We start from the raw sequence: 14,983 nt of genomic DNA on the forward strand, positions 1-14,983 counted from the left end.
AACCAGTCCAACTATCGGAATAAAAACGGGATATGTGAATGAAACGGGTCAGAAGTACACTCCACGCCTTGCCATTACGCAGCATTGCTCTCGCTACCTGTTTCGCAACCGCTTCCGGACTGGTCTGGGCCCAGGATAAAGACGCCGCCACCGAGCAGCTGCTGGAAGGCATCCAGAACGGCGAACGTGTGGAAATAAGCCTGCCGGATCCGGAGAAGCAGCTGCCACTGGAAGACCTCCGCAAGTTCACCGAGGTATTCAGCCGCATCAAGGATGCGTATGTCGAGGAAGTAAGCGATCGCAAACTCCTCGAAAGCGCCATTAAAGGCATGCTGTCAGACCTCGATCCTCACTCCACCTACCTGGCACCAAAGGACTACGAAGAGCTCGAAGAGAGCACCTCCGGCGAGTTCGGCGGGCTGGGCATTGAAGTGGGCATGGAAAACGGCTTTGTGAAAGTGATTGCCCCCATCGACGACACGCCAGCGCAGAAGGCAGGCGTTCAGGCGGGGGACCTGATCATCAAGCTGGATGAAAAACCGGTTAAAGGCATGAGCCTGGAAGAGGCTGTCCAGCTCATGCGGGGCAAACCCGGCTCGATCCTGACGCTCACCATTATGCGTGAGGGGGAAAGCGCTCCCATCGAAATCGAAGTGGAACGGGACGTTATCAAGGTCACCAGCGTGAAATCCCGAATGCTGGAAAATGGTTACGGTTATGTTCGCATTACCCAGTTCCAGGCGGATACCGGCTCGCAGTTCAAGGATGCCCTCAATGGACTGGAAGACGAACTCGGACGCGATCTTGACGGCCTTGTTATCGACCTGCGCAACAACCCGGGCGGGGTGCTGCAGGCGGCCGTAGAGACCGCAGATGCCCTGCTCGATGACGGACTGATCGTCTACACCGAGGGCCGCATCCAGAGTTCCCGCCTGCGCTTCAGCGCGCGATCGGGCGACATCATGGAAGGCACGCCTATTGTCGTGCTGATCAACGGCGGCTCCGCCTCTGCTTCAGAAATCCTCGCCGGCGCGCTTCAGGACCATGAACGCGCTGTGGTGATGGGCACCAAATCCTTTGGCAAGGGCAGTGTCCAGACGGTCATTCCGCTGGATGAGACCCACGCCATCAAGATGACTACCGCGCGCTATTACACACCGGATGGCCGCTCCATCCAGGCCACCGGCATCAAACCCGATATTGAAGTACGTCCGGCGGAACTCAAGGAGCTCGACAGCAAGCCGTTCTTCACCGAAGCGGATCTGAGCGGGCACCTTGAAGGGCAGAACGAGGGGCAGGACCAGGATGGAAACGATGATGCCCAGAACGCAACCGGTTCTCTTGCCGACCGTGATTATCAGCTACGCTCGGCACTGAACCTGCTCAAGGGAATCCGGATTCTGAACCCGAACAAGAGCGCCAACGCAGAAGGAAGCGATCAGTGAGGGTAGTCAGTACTCTGCTGGCCGTAGCATTCTGTTTTACCGCCGGCACGGTGTTCGCGGACCCGGCCCGAAAAGCACTGCCGCCCACCATTGCCATCATTATTGATGACATGGGCCACAGCCTTGTTGAAGGTGAGCGACTGGCAAACCTGGATCAGCCGCTGACACTCGCTTTTCTGCCCTACCGTCCACACACGGACAGCCTGGCCCGGCTCGCCTACAAGCAGCACAAGGAAATCATGCTGCACGCCCCCATGGCCAACACCCGAAACTATGGCCTGGGTCCAGGCGGCCTGACCCCCGAGATGGACGAACAGAGCATGGCGACCACCCTTCGCCGTGCCTTGCAGTCGATTCCCCATGTCCAGGGCGTGAACAACCACATGGGCAGCCTGCTGACCCAGCAACTGCAGCCCATGGACTGGGTCATGAAAGAGCTGTTCCGCTACCCGGTGTACTTTATCGACAGCCGCACCATCGCCTCATCCGTGGCCGGTGATGTCGCGGCGGCGTACCGCATTCCGACCATGACCCGGGACGTGTTTCTCGACCACGAACAGACCGAAGAGTTTGTGGATCGCCAGTTCAAACTGCTGATCAAGCGCGCCAAAGAAAACGGCAGCGCCATCGGCATTGGCCATCCTCACAAAGTCACCGTGGACTACCTGGAGAAGCACCTGCCCAAACTGGATGAGCAAGGCATCGCCATTGCCACCGTCAGCGGCCTTTGGGCCATGCGCAACGGCAATCGGGAGATGTTTGCGGAAGGAGAAAAGCAGGCCATTCGACCTGCTTTTGCAAAGAAGGATTAATCGCGGACTTCTATGCCCTGGGCCTTCATGAAGGCCTTCGCTTCAGGAATGGTGTGCTGTCCGAAGTGAAAGATTGACGCCGCCAATACCGCATCGGCACCGCCCTGAGTCACGCCATCGGCCAAGTGCTGCAGCTCTCCGACACCGCCTGAGGCAATCACCGGCACAATCACAGCATCGCTGATGGCTTTGGTCAGCCCGAGATCAAATCCGATCTTGGTGCCGTCCCGGTCCATGCTGGTCAGCAGTAACTCACCAGCGCCCATTTCCACCATCTTGCGGGCCCATTCCACGGCATCCAGCCCGGTGGGCTTGCGGCCACCGTGGGTAAAGATTTCCCACCGGGGCTCCTCGCCCTCTTCACTCACCCGCTTGGCATCAATGGCCACCACGATGCACTGGCTGCCAAAGCGATCCGCCGCTTCCCGGACAAACTCCGGGTTGAACACGGCTGCGGTATTGATCGACACCTTGTCTGCGCCAGCATTCAGGAGCTTGCGTATGTCATCCACGGTACGCACACCACCGCCGACAGTCAGCGGAATGAAGACTTCCGCCGCCATTCGTTCAACGGTCTCGTAGGTGGTGTCACGGCTCTCATGGCTGGCCGTGATGTCGAGGAAGGTGATTTCATCGGCTCCCTGCTCATTGTAACGACGGGCCACTTCCACCGGGTCGCCGGCATCACGGATATCAACGAAATTGACGCCCTTCACCACGCGGCCTTTATCGACATCGAGGCAGGGAATGATGCGTTTCGCCAGAGCCATAAGCCGCCCTTACCCCTTCAGACCGTCGCAGAAAGCCTGCGCTTCAGCGACATCCAGGGTGCCTTCATAGATCGCACGACCCGTGATGGCACCAAGGATGCCCTTGTCCGCCACGGTAGCCAGGCGTTTCAGATCATCCATATTGGTCACGCCACCAGAGGCGATAACCGGAATACCACCCTCTTCTGCCAGTGCAGCAGTCGCCTCCACATTGACGCCCTGCATCATGCCGTCTCGGCTGATATCGGTGTACACAATCGCGTCCACGCCGTCGTTGGCAAAGCGCTTGGCAAGATCGGTAGCCATCACTTCCGAGACTTCCGCCCAGCCATCGGTGGCCACGCGGCCGTCTTTGGCGTCCAGGCCGACGATGATGTGACCCGGGAATTTTTTGCACATCTCAGTTACAAATTCCGGCTCCTTCACCGCCTTGGTGCCAATGATGACCCACTGCACACCGGCCTTCAGGTAGGCTTCGATGGTTTCTGCCGACCGGATACCACCGCCGATCTGGATGGGCAGATCCGGGTATTTGCGGGCAATGGCCTGGACAATCTCGCCGTTGACCGGCTCACCGGCAAAGGCGCCATTCAGATCAACCAGGTGCAGGCGCCGCGCTCCGGCTTCCACCCAGCGGGTGGCCATATCGACAGGGTCGTCACCAAACACCGTGGAGTCGTCCATCCGGCCCTGACGAAGGCGTACGCACTTGCCGTCTTTGAGATCGATCGCGGGAATTATCAGCATGTTCCAGTCCAGTTTGTAAAATTCTCAAGCAACTGCAGGCCCGCCCGTGCACTTTTCTCCGGGTGGAATTGCACTGCAAAAATATTGTCTCGCGCGACTGCTGCCGCAAGGTCCACCCCATAGCGGGTGCGGCCAGCCATATCAGCGTTGCCCTCGGCTTCTGCGTAGAAGCTGTGCACGAAGTAGAAACGGTCACCCTCGGGAATGTTATGCCAAAGGGGGTGATCAATGGTCTGCTGCACCTGATTCCAGCCCATGTGGGGCACTTTCAGGCGCTCGCCGTTTTCCGTGAGGTGGTCACCGAAATAGCGTACTTGCGAAGGGAACAGGCCGATGCAGTCAACACCGCCGTTCTCTTCACTGCGGGACATCAGGGCCTGCATGCCCACGCAGATGCCAAGAAACGGGCGATCCTGAGAGACCTCACGAACCAGATCCACTACCCCGAGACGATGCATTTCGGCCATACAGTCGCGAATGGCACCAACGCCAGGGAGGATGACACGATCGGCTTCACGGATTTTTTCGGCGTTGTCGGTGACCAGCACGGTGGTGTCCGGGGCAACGTGCTCCACTGCTTTTTTGGCAGAGTGAAGATTGCCCATGCCGTAGTCGATAATGGCAACGGTTTTCATGGTTGTTGCGGTGTCCTTGATTGACCGGTCAAACATGACCGGTTAAAGCGAGCCTTCTGGCGACGAGGCGTTTACAGCGAACCCTTGGTAGACGGTGTAATACCGGCCATCCGCTCGTCCATTTCAATCGCCATACGCAGGGCACGGCCGAAGGCCTTGAACACGGTTTCAATCTGATGGTGGGTGTTTTTACCCTTCAGATTGTCGATGTGCAGGGTCACCATGGAATGGTTCACGAAGCCGTGGAAAAACTCCTCGAACAGGTCGACGTCAAAGCCACCCACGGCACCGCGAGTGTATGGCACATCCATCATCAGGCCCGGGCGACCGGACAGATCGATAACGACTCGGGAGAGCGCCTCATCCAGCGGGACATAAGCGTGGCCGTAGCGGCGAATGCCCTTTTTGTCGCCAACCGCCTGCTTGAAGGCCTGGCCAAGGGTGATGCCGATGTCTTCCACGGTGTGGTGGTCATCAATGTGCAGGTCGCCCCTGGAAACGATATTCAGATCCACCAGACCGTGGCGGGCGATCTGGTCCATCATGTGCTCCAGAAACGGCACGCCGGTATCGAAACTGGATTTACCGGTTCCGTCGAGATCAATCTCAACGGTGATCTGGGTTTCAAGGGTATTTCTCTCTACCCGAGCCTTGCGTTCGGCCATGGGGACTCCGTGACAATTGAGCGGCATAAAGCCGGAAAAATTCGATCCGGCGATTATACCTTTTATGTCGGCTGGAGTCCCACAACCGGTTTAATCGCTACGATAGCGAAGTGCAGGTAGATGGCAGAGAGGGCTGCGTCAGAACGCCTTCTTCAGATTGTTCATGTAAGTGTCTACGAGGCTGTTGAACTCGTGCTTGATAACCGGGCTGATGGCCAGCTTGAGCAGGCTGGGCAGGGGCACAGTCAACTCTGCGCTGGTCTGGAACTTCACGGCGGTGGCATTGTCGCCCTTGGACTTGATGGTCCAGGAACCACTCACGACGCCATTGCCCTCACCCTTCACCGGCTCCCAGGTAATCTTGCCGGCGTCTTTGTCCGAATGGTATTTGCAGGCGTACACCGACTGGATGGCGTGTTTGTCGACGCCCACTTTTTCCATTTCCCAACGGTAGGCGTTATCGCCGAGGTCGGTCAGTTTGTGGACTTTCGGGAAGTGACTGGCTGAACGTGGCACATCCGCCAGCAGATCGAACACTTCATCATAGCTGCCCGGAATCTCAAGTTCGCGGTTCAGCTCAATCGAAACGGTAATAGCCACGGCCAACTCCTTCTTGTGTTTATAGGTATCAATGTAGTCGGAAAATCAGGGTCGTGTATTTTGGCCCAACACTACCGCATTGTCATACTCCCGCGCTGTTAATTTGTTAACCCTGCGTTATCCTTTGGATCATTAGCGTCGGTATTCACAGCGAATACTGCAAGCTCCTAAAAATAGGAAGGAAGCCTGAATCATGAAAGCCGTCCGTTATGTGCTGATTGCCATCGTTGCACTGATCGTTCTTGCCGTGGCTGCCGTTGCCATCGCCATGGCCGTGATCAACCCCAACGATTACAAACCGCAGATTGAACAGGCCGTTGAGGATGCCACGAACCTGGATCTGGTCCTTGAAGGCGACATCGGCTGGTCTTTTATCCCACTTGGCCTTGAGCTGAATTCCGTAGAGGCCACCCTGGAAGGTGACCGCTTTGTTGCCCTTGAGCAACTGGTGGCCCAGATTGATTTCTGGTCACTGATTGCCATGTCCCCGAGGGTGAATACCTTCGTACTGGACGGGCTGGACGCCCGACTCGAAGTGGACGAACAGGGCAACGGCAACTGGACCCGCATCATGCCCGAGAAGGCTGCGGGAGCGGCAACCGAGGAAACGGCCGGAACCCAGGATGAACAGGCACAAGAGAGCGAGGGCGGCGGCGGCGAGCCTCTGAACTTCAACGTTGAAAACGTTCAGATCAGCAATGCCCAGGTGCACTACACCGACAAGAGCACCGGCCAGTCGGTCACGCTGGAGAATTTCACCGTCAACGCCAGCAACATTACTCTGGGCTCCGAGTTCCCGCTGGAAATCGGGTTCCGGGTAGCCACCACCCAGCCCACGTTTGAAGTGGATGGCAATATCAGCGCCCGCCTCGCCGCCAACGAGGCTCTCAACGAGTTCGCCGTATCCGGTCTGAATGCCGTGTTCGACATGACCGGAGAGCCGTTCGGTGGCAAAGAGGTCACGGCTGAACTGGCGGGCTCTGCCAGGGCGAACCTGGAAAACGAGACCGCTAACCTGAGCGGCTTTACCGCCAGCCTGGCCAACCTGAACCTGTCGACCGATCTTGACGTTACCGGATTCGGCGACAAGCCAACCCTGAGCGGCGAGATCTCCATCGCCGAGTTCTCGCTGAAGGATCTTCTGAACAACCTCGGCCAGCCCCCGGTGGAAACCAGCGATCCGGACGTACTTGAAGCCATCGCCTTCTCCACCGGTATTGGCGGTCCGGCCGGCAAGGTGGAGCTCACCGACCTGACCATCAAACTGGATGACACCACCTTCACTGGTTCCGGCAGTTACAACCTTGCCGACACAGGCGTTGTCTTCCAGCTCCAGGGCGACCAGTTGAATGCCGACCGATACCTGCCACCAAAAGCGGAAGGAGAGGCGGAGGAAGCACCCGCATCCCAGGAAACCGCTGCAGCCGGACCCGAAGGCGACCTTCTGCCCCTGGAAACCATTCGCAGCCTGCTGCTGGATATTGATCTGGGACTCGGCCAGCTGATCGTCAGCAACCTGACTATCAACGAAATCAAAGCCAGCACCACCGCGAAAAACGGCATGCTCAAGGTTGATGAGTTCAGCGGCAAACTGTACGAGGGCAGCTTTGGTGCCAACGTGACCATCGACGCCCGCAGCGACAATCCGAAATGGACCGTTGGCTCAGACGTAACCAATGTACAGACCCTGCCTTTGCTCACCGATCTGGCAGAAGTGGATATGCTCGCCGGCGGGGCAAATCTCAAAGTGAACGCCAACACCTCTGGCAACCGGATCTCGGCACTGCGCAGCAATGCTGACGGACAGATCAGCTTCAACCTCGCAGAGGGCGAGTTCCGCCGAATGAACCTCACACGCATGGCCTGCCAGGGCATCGCTCTGGTCAACCAGGATGAGCTGACGACCACCGACTGGGGCACTACCACACCGTTCAACGACATGCGCGGCACCCTGGAAATCAACGGCAACACCCTCAACAACACCGATCTCGTGGCGGCGCTGGCCGGCATGCGCCTCGAGGGCAATGGCACGGTGGATCTTGCCCAGAGCGAACTGGATTATGAGGTTGGGCTAAGAGTCGTTGGTGAGATCCACCGGGACAACGCCTGCCGCGTTACCGAATATGTAGAAAACGCGGTTATTCCCGTGGAGTGCCGTGGCAACTTCGCCGAGGACCCGGCAGGACTTTGCTCCTTTGACGGCTCCCGCTTCCGGGACACCCTGAAGACCATCGCCGAAAATGCCGCCAAGGCGAAAGCCCGGGAGGAAGTGGACAAGGCAAAAGCCAAGGCGGAAGAGAAGGTTAAAGAAAAGGTGCAGGAACAGATCGGCGACAAACTCAAAGGACTGTTCAACTGATGCCGGACAGCTTCGCCAACAAACTGCTCCAATGGTACGACTGCCACGGCCGGCATGACCTGCCGTGGCATCACAACCGGAACGCCTACCGTGTGTGGGTTTCCGAAATCATGCTGCAGCAGACACAGGTAACCACGGTTATCCCCTACTTCGAAGCGTTCATGAAACGCTTCCCGGACGTTCATGCCCTGGCCGAAGCCCCGGTGGATGATGTGCTCAGTCACTGGTCTGGCCTCGGTTACTACGCCAGGGCCCGCAACCTGCAGAAAGCCGCGCAGACGGTGGTACGCGAGTTCGATGGTGAGTTCCCGCAAACCCAGGAGAAGCTTGAATCCCTGACCGGCATTGGCCGCTCCACAGCCGCCGCCATATTGGCCCAGGCTTTCGGCATTCGCGCCGCCATACTGGATGGAAACGTTAAACGGGTGCTGGCACGCTACCATGCCATACCCGGCTGGCCCGGCCAGACAGCCGTGCTTAACCAGCTGTGGCAACGGGCCGAAGAGCACACTCCGAAACAGCGGGTGCGCGGCTACACCCAGGGCATTATGGATCTCGGCGCCATGGTGTGTACCCGCAGCCGCCCGGCCTGCGAGAGCTGCCCGCTGCAAGAGGGCTGCAGAGCCTACGCCCAGGGTGAAACCTCACTCTACCCCGGCTCCAAACCGAAAAAGGCCAAGCCGGAGAAATCCACCTGGATGGTGATTCTTGAGGACGGCGAGGGGCGAATTCTGCTTGAGCGTCGCCCGCCCAGTGGCATCTGGGGCGGCCTCTGGAGCCTGCCGGAACTGGACCCGGCCTACGGAGCCGATGAGCTTCAGGAAGCCTGCGAACAGAGCCTGGGGCTGGATTGCGCAGAACCAGAGCTTATCAGCGGCTTTCGACATACCTTTTCCCATTACCACCTGCACATACAGCCCGCCCGGCTGAACGTCACCGGCGGCGCCAACACCGTTGCAGACAAAGATCATCTGAAATGGCTACACCGCCATGAAGCCCTGAACCTCGGCCTGCCTGCTCCAATCCGGTCGCTGCTTACCGAACCGGAGCAAGCAGCTCTGCTTTGAACCAGTTCGCTGGCCCCCTCAGCCGCAACGATCTGTTATCATCACCGCCAGCAACATTTGCCAACAGGAGCCACCATGAGCCGTACTGTTTTCTGCCGCAAATACCAGAAAGAACTGGAAGGCCTGGACTTCCCGCCCATGCCCGGCGCCAAGGGCCAGGATATCTTCGAGAACATTTCGAAACAGGCCTGGGAAGAATGGCAGGCCCAGCAGACCATGCTGATCAACGAAAAACACCTGAGCCTGATGGACCCGAACACCCGCAAGTACCTGCAGGCGCAGATGGAACATTTCTTCAACAACGAACCGTTCGACAAGGCCGAGGGCTACGTTCCACCGGAACAATAACCCCGGATTGATCAAAGCCTGAGCACGCCTGAAAAGATTCAGAAATTTTTCAGGCCTAGCCTTGACTCAAAACATCGAAACCGGTTTAATAGCGCCCCGTTGCACAGCAGTAGCGCAACATGCCCGGATAGCTCAGTTGGTAGAGCAGGGGATTGAAAATCCCCGTGTCGGTGGTTCGATTCCGCCTCCGGGCACCATTAAGAATTCAGACAGAACCCGCCTTGTGCGGGTTTTGTTGTTTCCAGGCCACCCTACGGGACATCCACCACAAACACTTCATATTTCTCCCTGCCAACCACTGGTCTCTCAGCCCCGCATTTACAGCACAGGTATGTCTGGCGCCCCTAGCGACATTGGCCTATCCTTTGTTTTTGGCTCCCAACACCAGTAATGCAACGTTTCAGAGGGCATTACCATGAGAAATCTCCACCTGACCCTATCTTTAGCGGTTTCTCTTTTGGTAGCTGGATGCGTCAATAACAACATCGAACCAACGCTTAAAACTTCCAGCGCATCTGTGAGCTCCAAAGGGCTGTTTGAATGCATTAACCGCAATGGTAACGGTTACATCGACCGTTCTGAACACGTATACCTGCGCCCATGCGGAATCACCGAAGACCTCGCCTGCGGTAATGTTCCAGACTCATTTGACGAAAGCTCTAACACTGACACCGTGCAATTCGGATCGAGATTTCTTCAACTTGCCGACGCAGATGGTGATGGGAGGATAAGCAGTCTGGAGCTCCGCGCCCACTGCAATAACATGACCGTGAAGAAATAAATTCTGGGTTCGCCTGGGCGCAATTTGATGAGAAAAGAAAGTGGTGCCGCCTCCGGGCACCCAGATTCAACGACTTAGCCCGCCTTGTGCGGGTTTTGTCGTTTCTGGCATTCCTGAAATGAGACCAGAGGCTGCTACAGCCAGTGGCAGGAACATTGACGGCCATTTTTGGTCATTCCCCCATGTTATGATGCGGAAATTGAACCCAATCCCAGGAGGCGACCTATGAAAGTCAGTGCACGCAATGCGTTAAACGGCAAAGTGGTTAGCATCAAAGAAGGTCCGGTAAACTCCGAGGCCATCGTAGAGCTGGCCGGAGGCGAGCAGTTGGTTGCCGTTGTAACCAGCGAGAGCGCGAAACACCTTGGACTGGAATCAGGCAGTCAGGTTACTGCGCTGATCAAGGCACCCTGGGTCATGTTGATGACCGAATGCGACGATATTCGCCTGTCAGCACGCAACTGTCTCAAAGGTAAGGTGGTCAGCGTCAGTGATGGTGCGGTCAATGCCGAAGTTGTTCTTGAACTGGCCGGTGGTAGCCGACTATGCGCCATCGTGACACGCGATGCCGTCGAGGAATTGGGACTAGAATCCGGCGTGGATGCCTCGGCTGTTATCAAGGCATCAAACATTATTCTGGCCGTACCCGCCTGATCATTGACCATATCAGTCGTCGGCAGCAATCAGCGTTGCTGCCCGGACAACGCACAAAAAACCGCGACCATGATCGCGGTTTTTTTGACTTCAGAAATAATGTCACTCGCTTACGACAGTCACCGGCCGGTGAGCATGCCTGACGACCTTCTCGCTCACACTGCCAAGAGTGAGGCTTCTCAACGTAGAGTCGCCGCGCCGCCCCAGAAACATATGGGAGCCGGGATGTTCATCAAGGTATTCAACGATCTCCTTGGCCGGATCACCCTTTAGCAGGACTTCTTCCGCCGGCTCAACAATCCCGCTTACCGCCTGCTTCGCGGCATCAAATGCCTTGCGTCCGTATTCGCTGGCTTGTTCGTCAATGTCACTCTGCGGTATGCCACTTACGATCAGTCTCTCGAGCTTGGTGCCAGGGAAGACGGCAAGCAGTTTGAGTGGCTGGTTCGTCGCTTTGGCAAACTCCGCTGCCATTTTGGCGGCGTGCGATGAATGCTCCGAACCGTCACACGCGACTACGATGCTTTGATTTCCATTTGCCATGTCATCAACTCCTTTCCTGATCAATGTTTAACCAACCTAACATTGCTGCGGCCATACGAGGGTTGATTGAAATCAATTACAGCGGGATCGGTTTTATGGTCGAAGCGCATTTGTACCTATTGCCGGAACCTGTGACACCATTAATCCTTGCGCTGCCGAGACGGCAATTGACGACAAGGAGTGATTGAAATGCTGATGGCCATTGGGGCGATCATCGCGGGTCTGATTCTGTTGGTGTGGAGTGCGGACAAATTTGTGGAAGGCTCGGCTACCACCGCCAGCCATTTCGGAATGCCCCCGCTGCTTATTGGTATGGTTGTGGTGGGTTTTGGCACGTCTGCGCCAGAGATGGCCGTGTCTGCACTGGCGGCCTCGCAGGGTAATCCCGGTCTGGCTCTGGGCAACGCCTATGGCTCGAATATCACCAACATTGCGTTGATTCTGGGCATCACAGCCCTGCTGGCGCCGATCGCCGTTCACTCCCAGGTCATGCGAAAGGAGCTACCCATTCTCATTCTGGTCACCGCCTTTGCCGGCTGGCAACTGTGGGACGGGGATCTGAGCCGGATGGATGCCATCGGGCTGATGCTGGCGTTTGTTGCCCTGATTGGCTGGAGCATCTACCAGGGCCGTCGGCAGCCAGACGATGCTCTCGCTACAGAGATGACCGAAGAAGTGCACGCAATGCCAGTGCGCAAAGCCATTTTATGGCTGGTGGTCGGACTGCTGCTGCTGATTGTCAGCTCCCGCATACTGGTGTGGGGTGCGGTTGATCTGGCAACTACCTTTGGCATCAGCGATCTGGTTATCGGCCTGACCATCGTGGCCGTTGGCACATCACTTCCGGAACTTGCCTCATCCATCATTGCCGCCCGCAAAGGAGAGCATGATCTGGCCCTGGGCAACATTCTGGGTTCCAACCTGTTTAACACCCTTGCCGTCGTGGGGATTGCAGGACTGATTGCCCCCATGCCGGTGGCGCCAGAAGTGCTCACCCGTGACTTCCCGGTAATGGCTGCCCTCACCCTGGTTCTGTTTGCCATGTGCTATGGCTTCCGCGGGCCCGGACGTATCAACCGGTTTGAAGGGAGCGCCCTGCTACTTGCCTTCGTGGCTTATACCGTGTATCTCTTGGCTTTTTCGGGAGCGTAAATCATGTCACTTGCAGCCTGGCTGACCTTCCTTGTTGCAGCCGTTCTGATCAGTGTGTCCCCGGGTGCAGGGGCGATCAATACCATGAGTAATGGTATGCGTTACGGCGTTCGCCGATCGCTGCCGGCAATCATGGGGCTGCAGCTTGGTTTTGGCATCCAGATTCTGCTGGTGGGTGCCGGCCTCGGCGCCATCATCGCGTCCTCCAACATCGCCCTGTCGGTTATCAAATGGCTGGGTGTTGCCTACCTGATCTGGCTGGGCATTTCTAAATGGCGAGAGCCTGTGATGGAATCCATGGACGATGACCGTCAGCCCGTTAGCGGGTACAAGCGGTTCTGGAATGCCGTGTTCGTGAACCTCACCAACCCCAAGGCCACGGTCTTTCTGGTGGCCCTGTTTCCACAGTTTCTGGTAGCAGGCGCACCCCATGGCCCGCAGTTGCTCACCATGGGCATCACACTAATTCTGGTGGATTGCTTGGTAATGCTCGGCTACGCCCTGCTGGCAAGCCAGCTGTTCCGGTTTATGACCACAGCCCGGCGCCAGCGGCAGATGAACCGCGTATTTGGCGGCCTGTTTGTGACCGCCGCTGTCGCCCTGGCCAGCTTCAAGCGCGCCTGATATCAGCCTGAATCAGCGCAGGATGCACTCGCGGCTCAGCTTTTGGCTGAGCGTCCTGCGCTGCTGCCGGAGACTGTTCCCCCGGTCGTTGCTATAGCCCGCCCGCAGTTTAGACTGGATCCGCTCCAGTTTGCTTCTATAGGTTGCGCAGGTCTTCTCCAGCTCGGCATCGGCCTTTTCTTTTGCCGTTGCTCCGGAGCCCGTCGGGCGACCGGAGGCAAGCAGGCCTTCAACCTCTTTGCGGATTCCTGACACGCGTTTGCCTTGCCCGAGATTCTCGGACATCGGCACCGTGACAGGCGCCTGCACGTCAAGCTGCTTATGGGGAATTTCTCCCGGCGGGTAATCGGAAAAATGCGCTACGCCCCGGCTGTCTATCCAGGTGTATACCTCGGCACTGACTGCTGAAGTGAGAAATAAAGACAAAACAAGACCAGCCATCATCCTTGGCATACGGTTCCACTCCCTGTGGTTCGGTAATTTGGTGGGGCAGTATAGCGAAAAAAGCCCCGGGCTTGGGGGCAGATAGGCTAGGGGCCAGATGAACACCTCATCCGACCCCGATTTCGGTTTTACTGGTCGAGAAGCTCGATCCAGTGCTGCACCGGCACCGGCGACTTGGTTTCCAGGTGCATCTGGCAACCGATATTGGCGGTCACGATGCGGTCCGGATTGTCGACGGTCAAAGCCTTCAGTTTGTTACCAAGCAGCTTCTGGCTCATCTCCGGCTGGGTCACCGAATAGGTGCCCGCAGACCCACAGCAAAGGTGCTTGTCCTTGGTCGCAGCCAGGTTAACACCCGCCCGTGTCAGCACCTGCTCCACCACACCGTTCTGCTTCATTGCGTGCTGCAGGGTGCAGGGACAATGGAATGCCACCTTGCCCGGATCCTGCCGGACCTTGAGCTTTTCCAGATCCTGTTTCAGCAAAAAGGCGCCTAGATCGGTGCACAGTTCGCTCACCTTCTGGGCCTTGGCGGCATAGACCGGATCGTCCTTCAACAGATGACCGTAATCCTGAACCATCGCCCCGCAACCGGAAGCCGTCATGATGATTGCCTCAGCACCCGCCTCGATAGCGGGCCACCAGGCATCAATGTTCTGGCGCATTCTTTCCAGGCCTTTCTCGTGCTCGGAAAGGTGATAATTCACGGCACCACAGCAGCCAGCCTCCGGGGCTTCCACCATGGTAATGCCGAGCCGATCCAGAACCCGGGCGGCGGCTGCATTGGTATTCGGAGTGGCCGAAGGCTGCACGCAACCGGCCAGTGCCAGCACAATACGGCTGTGACTGGCTGCAGGCCAGGGGCTGGCCTGCTTTCTGGGCGGCACTTTGGTGCGCAGTTTTTCCGGCAATACCGGGCGGAAAACCTGCCCCAGGCGAAGCAGAACACCGAACAACTGGCGGTTGGGAATCACCCGCGCCAGGGCCCAGCGCAGCCACTTGTCTTTCGGCTCCCTGGGCATCTCCTTTTCCATCAGGCCGCGGCTGATGTCCACCAAGCGGCCATACTGGACACCGGACGGACAGGTGGTCTCACAGCTGCGGCAAGTCAGGCAGCGGTCCAGGTGCTCGCGGGTTTTCTCGGTAACTTCCGCCCCTTCCAGGAACATCTTCATCAGGTAGATCCGGCCACGAGGACCATCACGCTCGTCGTTCAGCTCCTGATAGGTCGGGCAGGTCGCGGTGCAAAAGCCACAATGCACACAGGCCCGCAGGATCGACTCGGCTTCCTGGCCTTCCTTGGTGTTAGCAAATTGTTGAACCAGATTCGTCTGCAT

General features: G+C 57.5%; 17 protein-coding genes and 1 tRNA gene. 10 read left to right on the forward strand and 8 right to left on the reverse strand.

Annotation, left to right across the window (positions count from 1 at the left end; all coding sequences use genetic code 11):
* Positions 1-38 precede the first annotated feature (38 nt).
* Together HP15_RS14910 and HP15_RS14915 are read left to right on the forward strand one after the other, a co-directional pair.
* Positions 39-1,445 carry a S41 family peptidase gene (locus HP15_RS14910; protein ID WP_014578245.1) on the forward strand — a complete coding sequence of 469 codons (1,407 nt, stop codon included), beginning with the start codon at positions 39-41 and terminating at the stop codon, positions 1,443-1,445.
* Positions 1,442-2,257, forward strand: coding sequence for a divergent polysaccharide deacetylase family protein (locus HP15_RS14915; RefSeq protein WP_014578246.1), 816 nt, complete (start codon positions 1,442-1,444; stop codon positions 2,255-2,257). Before HP15_RS14910 ends, HP15_RS14915 begins: the two co-directional genes overlap by 4 nt.
* Here the strand turns inward: HP15_RS14915 and hisF are convergent.
* From hisF to HP15_RS14940, 5 genes are all read right to left on the reverse strand, one after another.
* Positions 2,254-3,027, reverse strand: coding sequence for an imidazole glycerol phosphate synthase subunit HisF (hisF, locus tag HP15_RS14920; protein WP_014578247.1), 774 nt, complete (start codon positions 3,025-3,027; stop codon positions 2,254-2,256). The two genes, HP15_RS14915 and hisF, sit on opposite strands and share 4 nt — an antisense overlap.
* A gap of 9 nt (positions 3,028-3,036) precedes the next feature.
* The gene (gene hisA, locus HP15_RS14925) at positions 3,037-3,774 is read right to left on the reverse strand and encodes a 1-(5-phosphoribosyl)-5-[(5-phosphoribosylamino)methylideneamino]imidazole-4-carboxamide isomerase (RefSeq protein WP_014578248.1); all 738 of its coding nucleotides are present in this window, start codon (positions 3,772-3,774) and stop codon (positions 3,037-3,039) included.
* Entirely contained in the window at positions 3,768-4,409 is a 642-nt protein-coding gene (gene hisH / locus HP15_RS14930) for an imidazole glycerol phosphate synthase subunit HisH (RefSeq protein ID WP_041646349.1), read from the reverse strand. The genes hisA and hisH overlap by 7 nt, the downstream gene beginning before the upstream one ends.
* 71 nt (positions 4,410-4,480) lie before the next feature.
* Entirely contained in the window at positions 4,481-5,074 is a 594-nt protein-coding gene (gene hisB, locus HP15_RS14935) for an imidazoleglycerol-phosphate dehydratase HisB (protein ID WP_014578250.1), read from the reverse strand.
* Positions 5,075-5,212: 138 nt separating this feature from the next.
* Positions 5,213-5,674, reverse strand: a complete 462-nt coding sequence (locus HP15_RS14940; RefSeq protein WP_008169307.1) for an SRPBCC family protein — start codon at positions 5,672-5,674, stop codon at positions 5,213-5,215.
* Between the two features lie 193 nt (positions 5,675-5,867).
* Here HP15_RS14940 and HP15_RS14945 point away from each other — a divergent pair, with 193 nt between their 5' ends.
* From HP15_RS14945 to HP15_RS22770, 6 genes are all read left to right on the forward strand, one after another.
* The gene (locus HP15_RS14945) at positions 5,868-8,033 is read left to right on the forward strand and encodes an AsmA family protein (RefSeq protein WP_014578251.1); all 2,166 of its coding nucleotides are present in this window, start codon (positions 5,868-5,870) and stop codon (positions 8,031-8,033) included.
* A complete protein-coding gene (mutY, locus tag HP15_RS14950) occupies positions 8,033-9,100 on the forward strand; it encodes an A/G-specific adenine glycosylase (protein ID WP_014578252.1) in 1,068 nt (355 codons plus the stop codon). The genes HP15_RS14945 and mutY overlap by 1 nt, the downstream gene beginning before the upstream one ends.
* 75 nt (positions 9,101-9,175) lie before the next feature.
* Positions 9,176-9,448: an oxidative damage protection protein gene (locus HP15_RS14955; RefSeq protein WP_008169302.1), complete on the forward strand. Its 273-nt coding sequence runs from the start codon at positions 9,176-9,178 to the stop codon at positions 9,446-9,448.
* Between the two features lie 121 nt (positions 9,449-9,569).
* Positions 9,570-9,645: transfer RNA gene (locus tag HP15_RS14960), tRNA-Phe, on the forward strand.
* 218 nt (positions 9,646-9,863) lie between these two features.
* The gene (locus tag HP15_RS21985; protein WP_081449845.1) at positions 9,864-10,229 is read left to right on the forward strand and encodes an EF-hand domain-containing protein; all 366 of its coding nucleotides are present in this window, start codon (positions 9,864-9,866) and stop codon (positions 10,227-10,229) included.
* Between the two features lie 225 nt (positions 10,230-10,454).
* On the forward strand, positions 10,455-10,883 hold the full coding sequence (locus HP15_RS22770) for a TOBE domain-containing protein (RefSeq protein WP_014578253.1): 429 nt from the start codon (positions 10,455-10,457) through the stop codon (positions 10,881-10,883).
* A gap of 102 nt (positions 10,884-10,985) precedes the next feature.
* Here HP15_RS22770 and HP15_RS14970 read toward each other — a convergent pair whose 3' ends face one another.
* Positions 10,986-11,426 (reverse strand): universal stress protein, encoded by a 441-nt coding sequence (locus tag HP15_RS14970; protein WP_041645579.1) that lies wholly within the window; start codon positions 11,424-11,426, stop codon positions 10,986-10,988.
* A 189-nt stretch (positions 11,427-11,615) separates the two neighbouring features.
* Between HP15_RS14970 and HP15_RS14975 the strand changes: the two genes are divergently transcribed.
* Together HP15_RS14975 and rhtB are read left to right on the forward strand one after the other, a co-directional pair.
* Complete coding sequence (locus HP15_RS14975) at positions 11,616-12,578, forward strand: calcium/sodium antiporter (RefSeq protein WP_041645581.1); 963 nt, start codon at positions 11,616-11,618, stop codon at positions 12,576-12,578.
* A 3-nt stretch (positions 12,579-12,581) separates the two neighbouring features.
* A complete protein-coding gene (gene rhtB / locus HP15_RS14980) occupies positions 12,582-13,202 on the forward strand; it encodes a homoserine/homoserine lactone efflux protein (protein WP_008169293.1) in 621 nt (206 codons plus the stop codon).
* A gap of 12 nt (positions 13,203-13,214) precedes the next feature.
* On the opposite strand, the gene HP15_RS14985 is transcribed toward rhtB, so the two are convergent.
* Positions 13,215-13,655, reverse strand: coding sequence for a DUF4124 domain-containing protein (locus HP15_RS14985; protein ID WP_008169290.1), 441 nt, complete (start codon positions 13,653-13,655; stop codon positions 13,215-13,217).
* Positions 13,656-13,774: 119 nt separating this feature from the next.
* Positions 13,775-14,983, reverse strand: coding sequence for a glycolate oxidase subunit GlcF (gene glcF / locus HP15_RS14990; protein ID WP_008169287.1), 1,209 nt, complete (start codon positions 14,981-14,983; stop codon positions 13,775-13,777).

The organism is Marinobacter adhaerens HP15, from assembly GCF_000166295.1.
GTDB lineage: Bacteria > Pseudomonadota > Gammaproteobacteria > Pseudomonadales > Oleiphilaceae > Marinobacter > Marinobacter adhaerens.

Bases quoted from the DNA above. Each gene is read 5' to 3' on its own strand.
- HP15_RS14910 (WP_014578245.1), top strand. From the start codon at position 39: ATGAAACGGGTCAGAAGTACACTCCACGCCTTGCCATTACGCAGCATT.
- hisF (WP_014578247.1), bottom strand. From the start codon at position 3,027: ATGGCTCTGGCGAAACGCATCATTCCCTGCCTCGATGTCGATAAAGGC.
- hisA (WP_014578248.1), bottom strand. From the start codon at position 3,774: ATGCTGATAATTCCCGCGATCGATCTCAAAGACGGCAAGTGCGTACGC.
- hisH (WP_041646349.1), bottom strand. From the start codon at position 4,409: ATGAAAACCGTTGCCATTATCGACTACGGCATGGGCAATCTTCACTCT.
- hisB (WP_014578250.1), bottom strand. From the start codon at position 5,074: ATGGCCGAACGCAAGGCTCGGGTAGAGAGAAATACCCTTGAAACCCAG.
- HP15_RS14945 (WP_014578251.1), top strand. From the start codon at position 5,868: ATGAAAGCCGTCCGTTATGTGCTGATTGCCATCGTTGCACTGATCGTT.
- mutY (WP_014578252.1), top strand. From the start codon at position 8,033: ATGCCGGACAGCTTCGCCAACAAACTGCTCCAATGGTACGACTGCCAC.
- HP15_RS14955 (WP_008169302.1), top strand. From the start codon at position 9,176: ATGAGCCGTACTGTTTTCTGCCGCAAATACCAGAAAGAACTGGAAGGC.
- HP15_RS21985 (WP_081449845.1), top strand. From the start codon at position 9,864: ATGAGAAATCTCCACCTGACCCTATCTTTAGCGGTTTCTCTTTTGGTA.
- HP15_RS22770 (WP_014578253.1), top strand. From the start codon at position 10,455: ATGAAAGTCAGTGCACGCAATGCGTTAAACGGCAAAGTGGTTAGCATC.
- HP15_RS14970 (WP_041645579.1), bottom strand. From the start codon at position 11,426: ATGGCAAATGGAAATCAAAGCATCGTAGTCGCGTGTGACGGTTCGGAG.
- HP15_RS14975 (WP_041645581.1), top strand. From the start codon at position 11,616: ATGCTGATGGCCATTGGGGCGATCATCGCGGGTCTGATTCTGTTGGTG.
- rhtB (WP_008169293.1), top strand. From the start codon at position 12,582: ATGTCACTTGCAGCCTGGCTGACCTTCCTTGTTGCAGCCGTTCTGATC.
- HP15_RS14985 (WP_008169290.1), bottom strand. From the start codon at position 13,655: ATGCCAAGGATGATGGCTGGTCTTGTTTTGTCTTTATTTCTCACTTCA.
- glcF (WP_008169287.1), bottom strand. From the start codon at position 14,983: ATGCAGACGAATCTGGTTCAACAATTTGCTAACACCAAGGAAGGCCAG.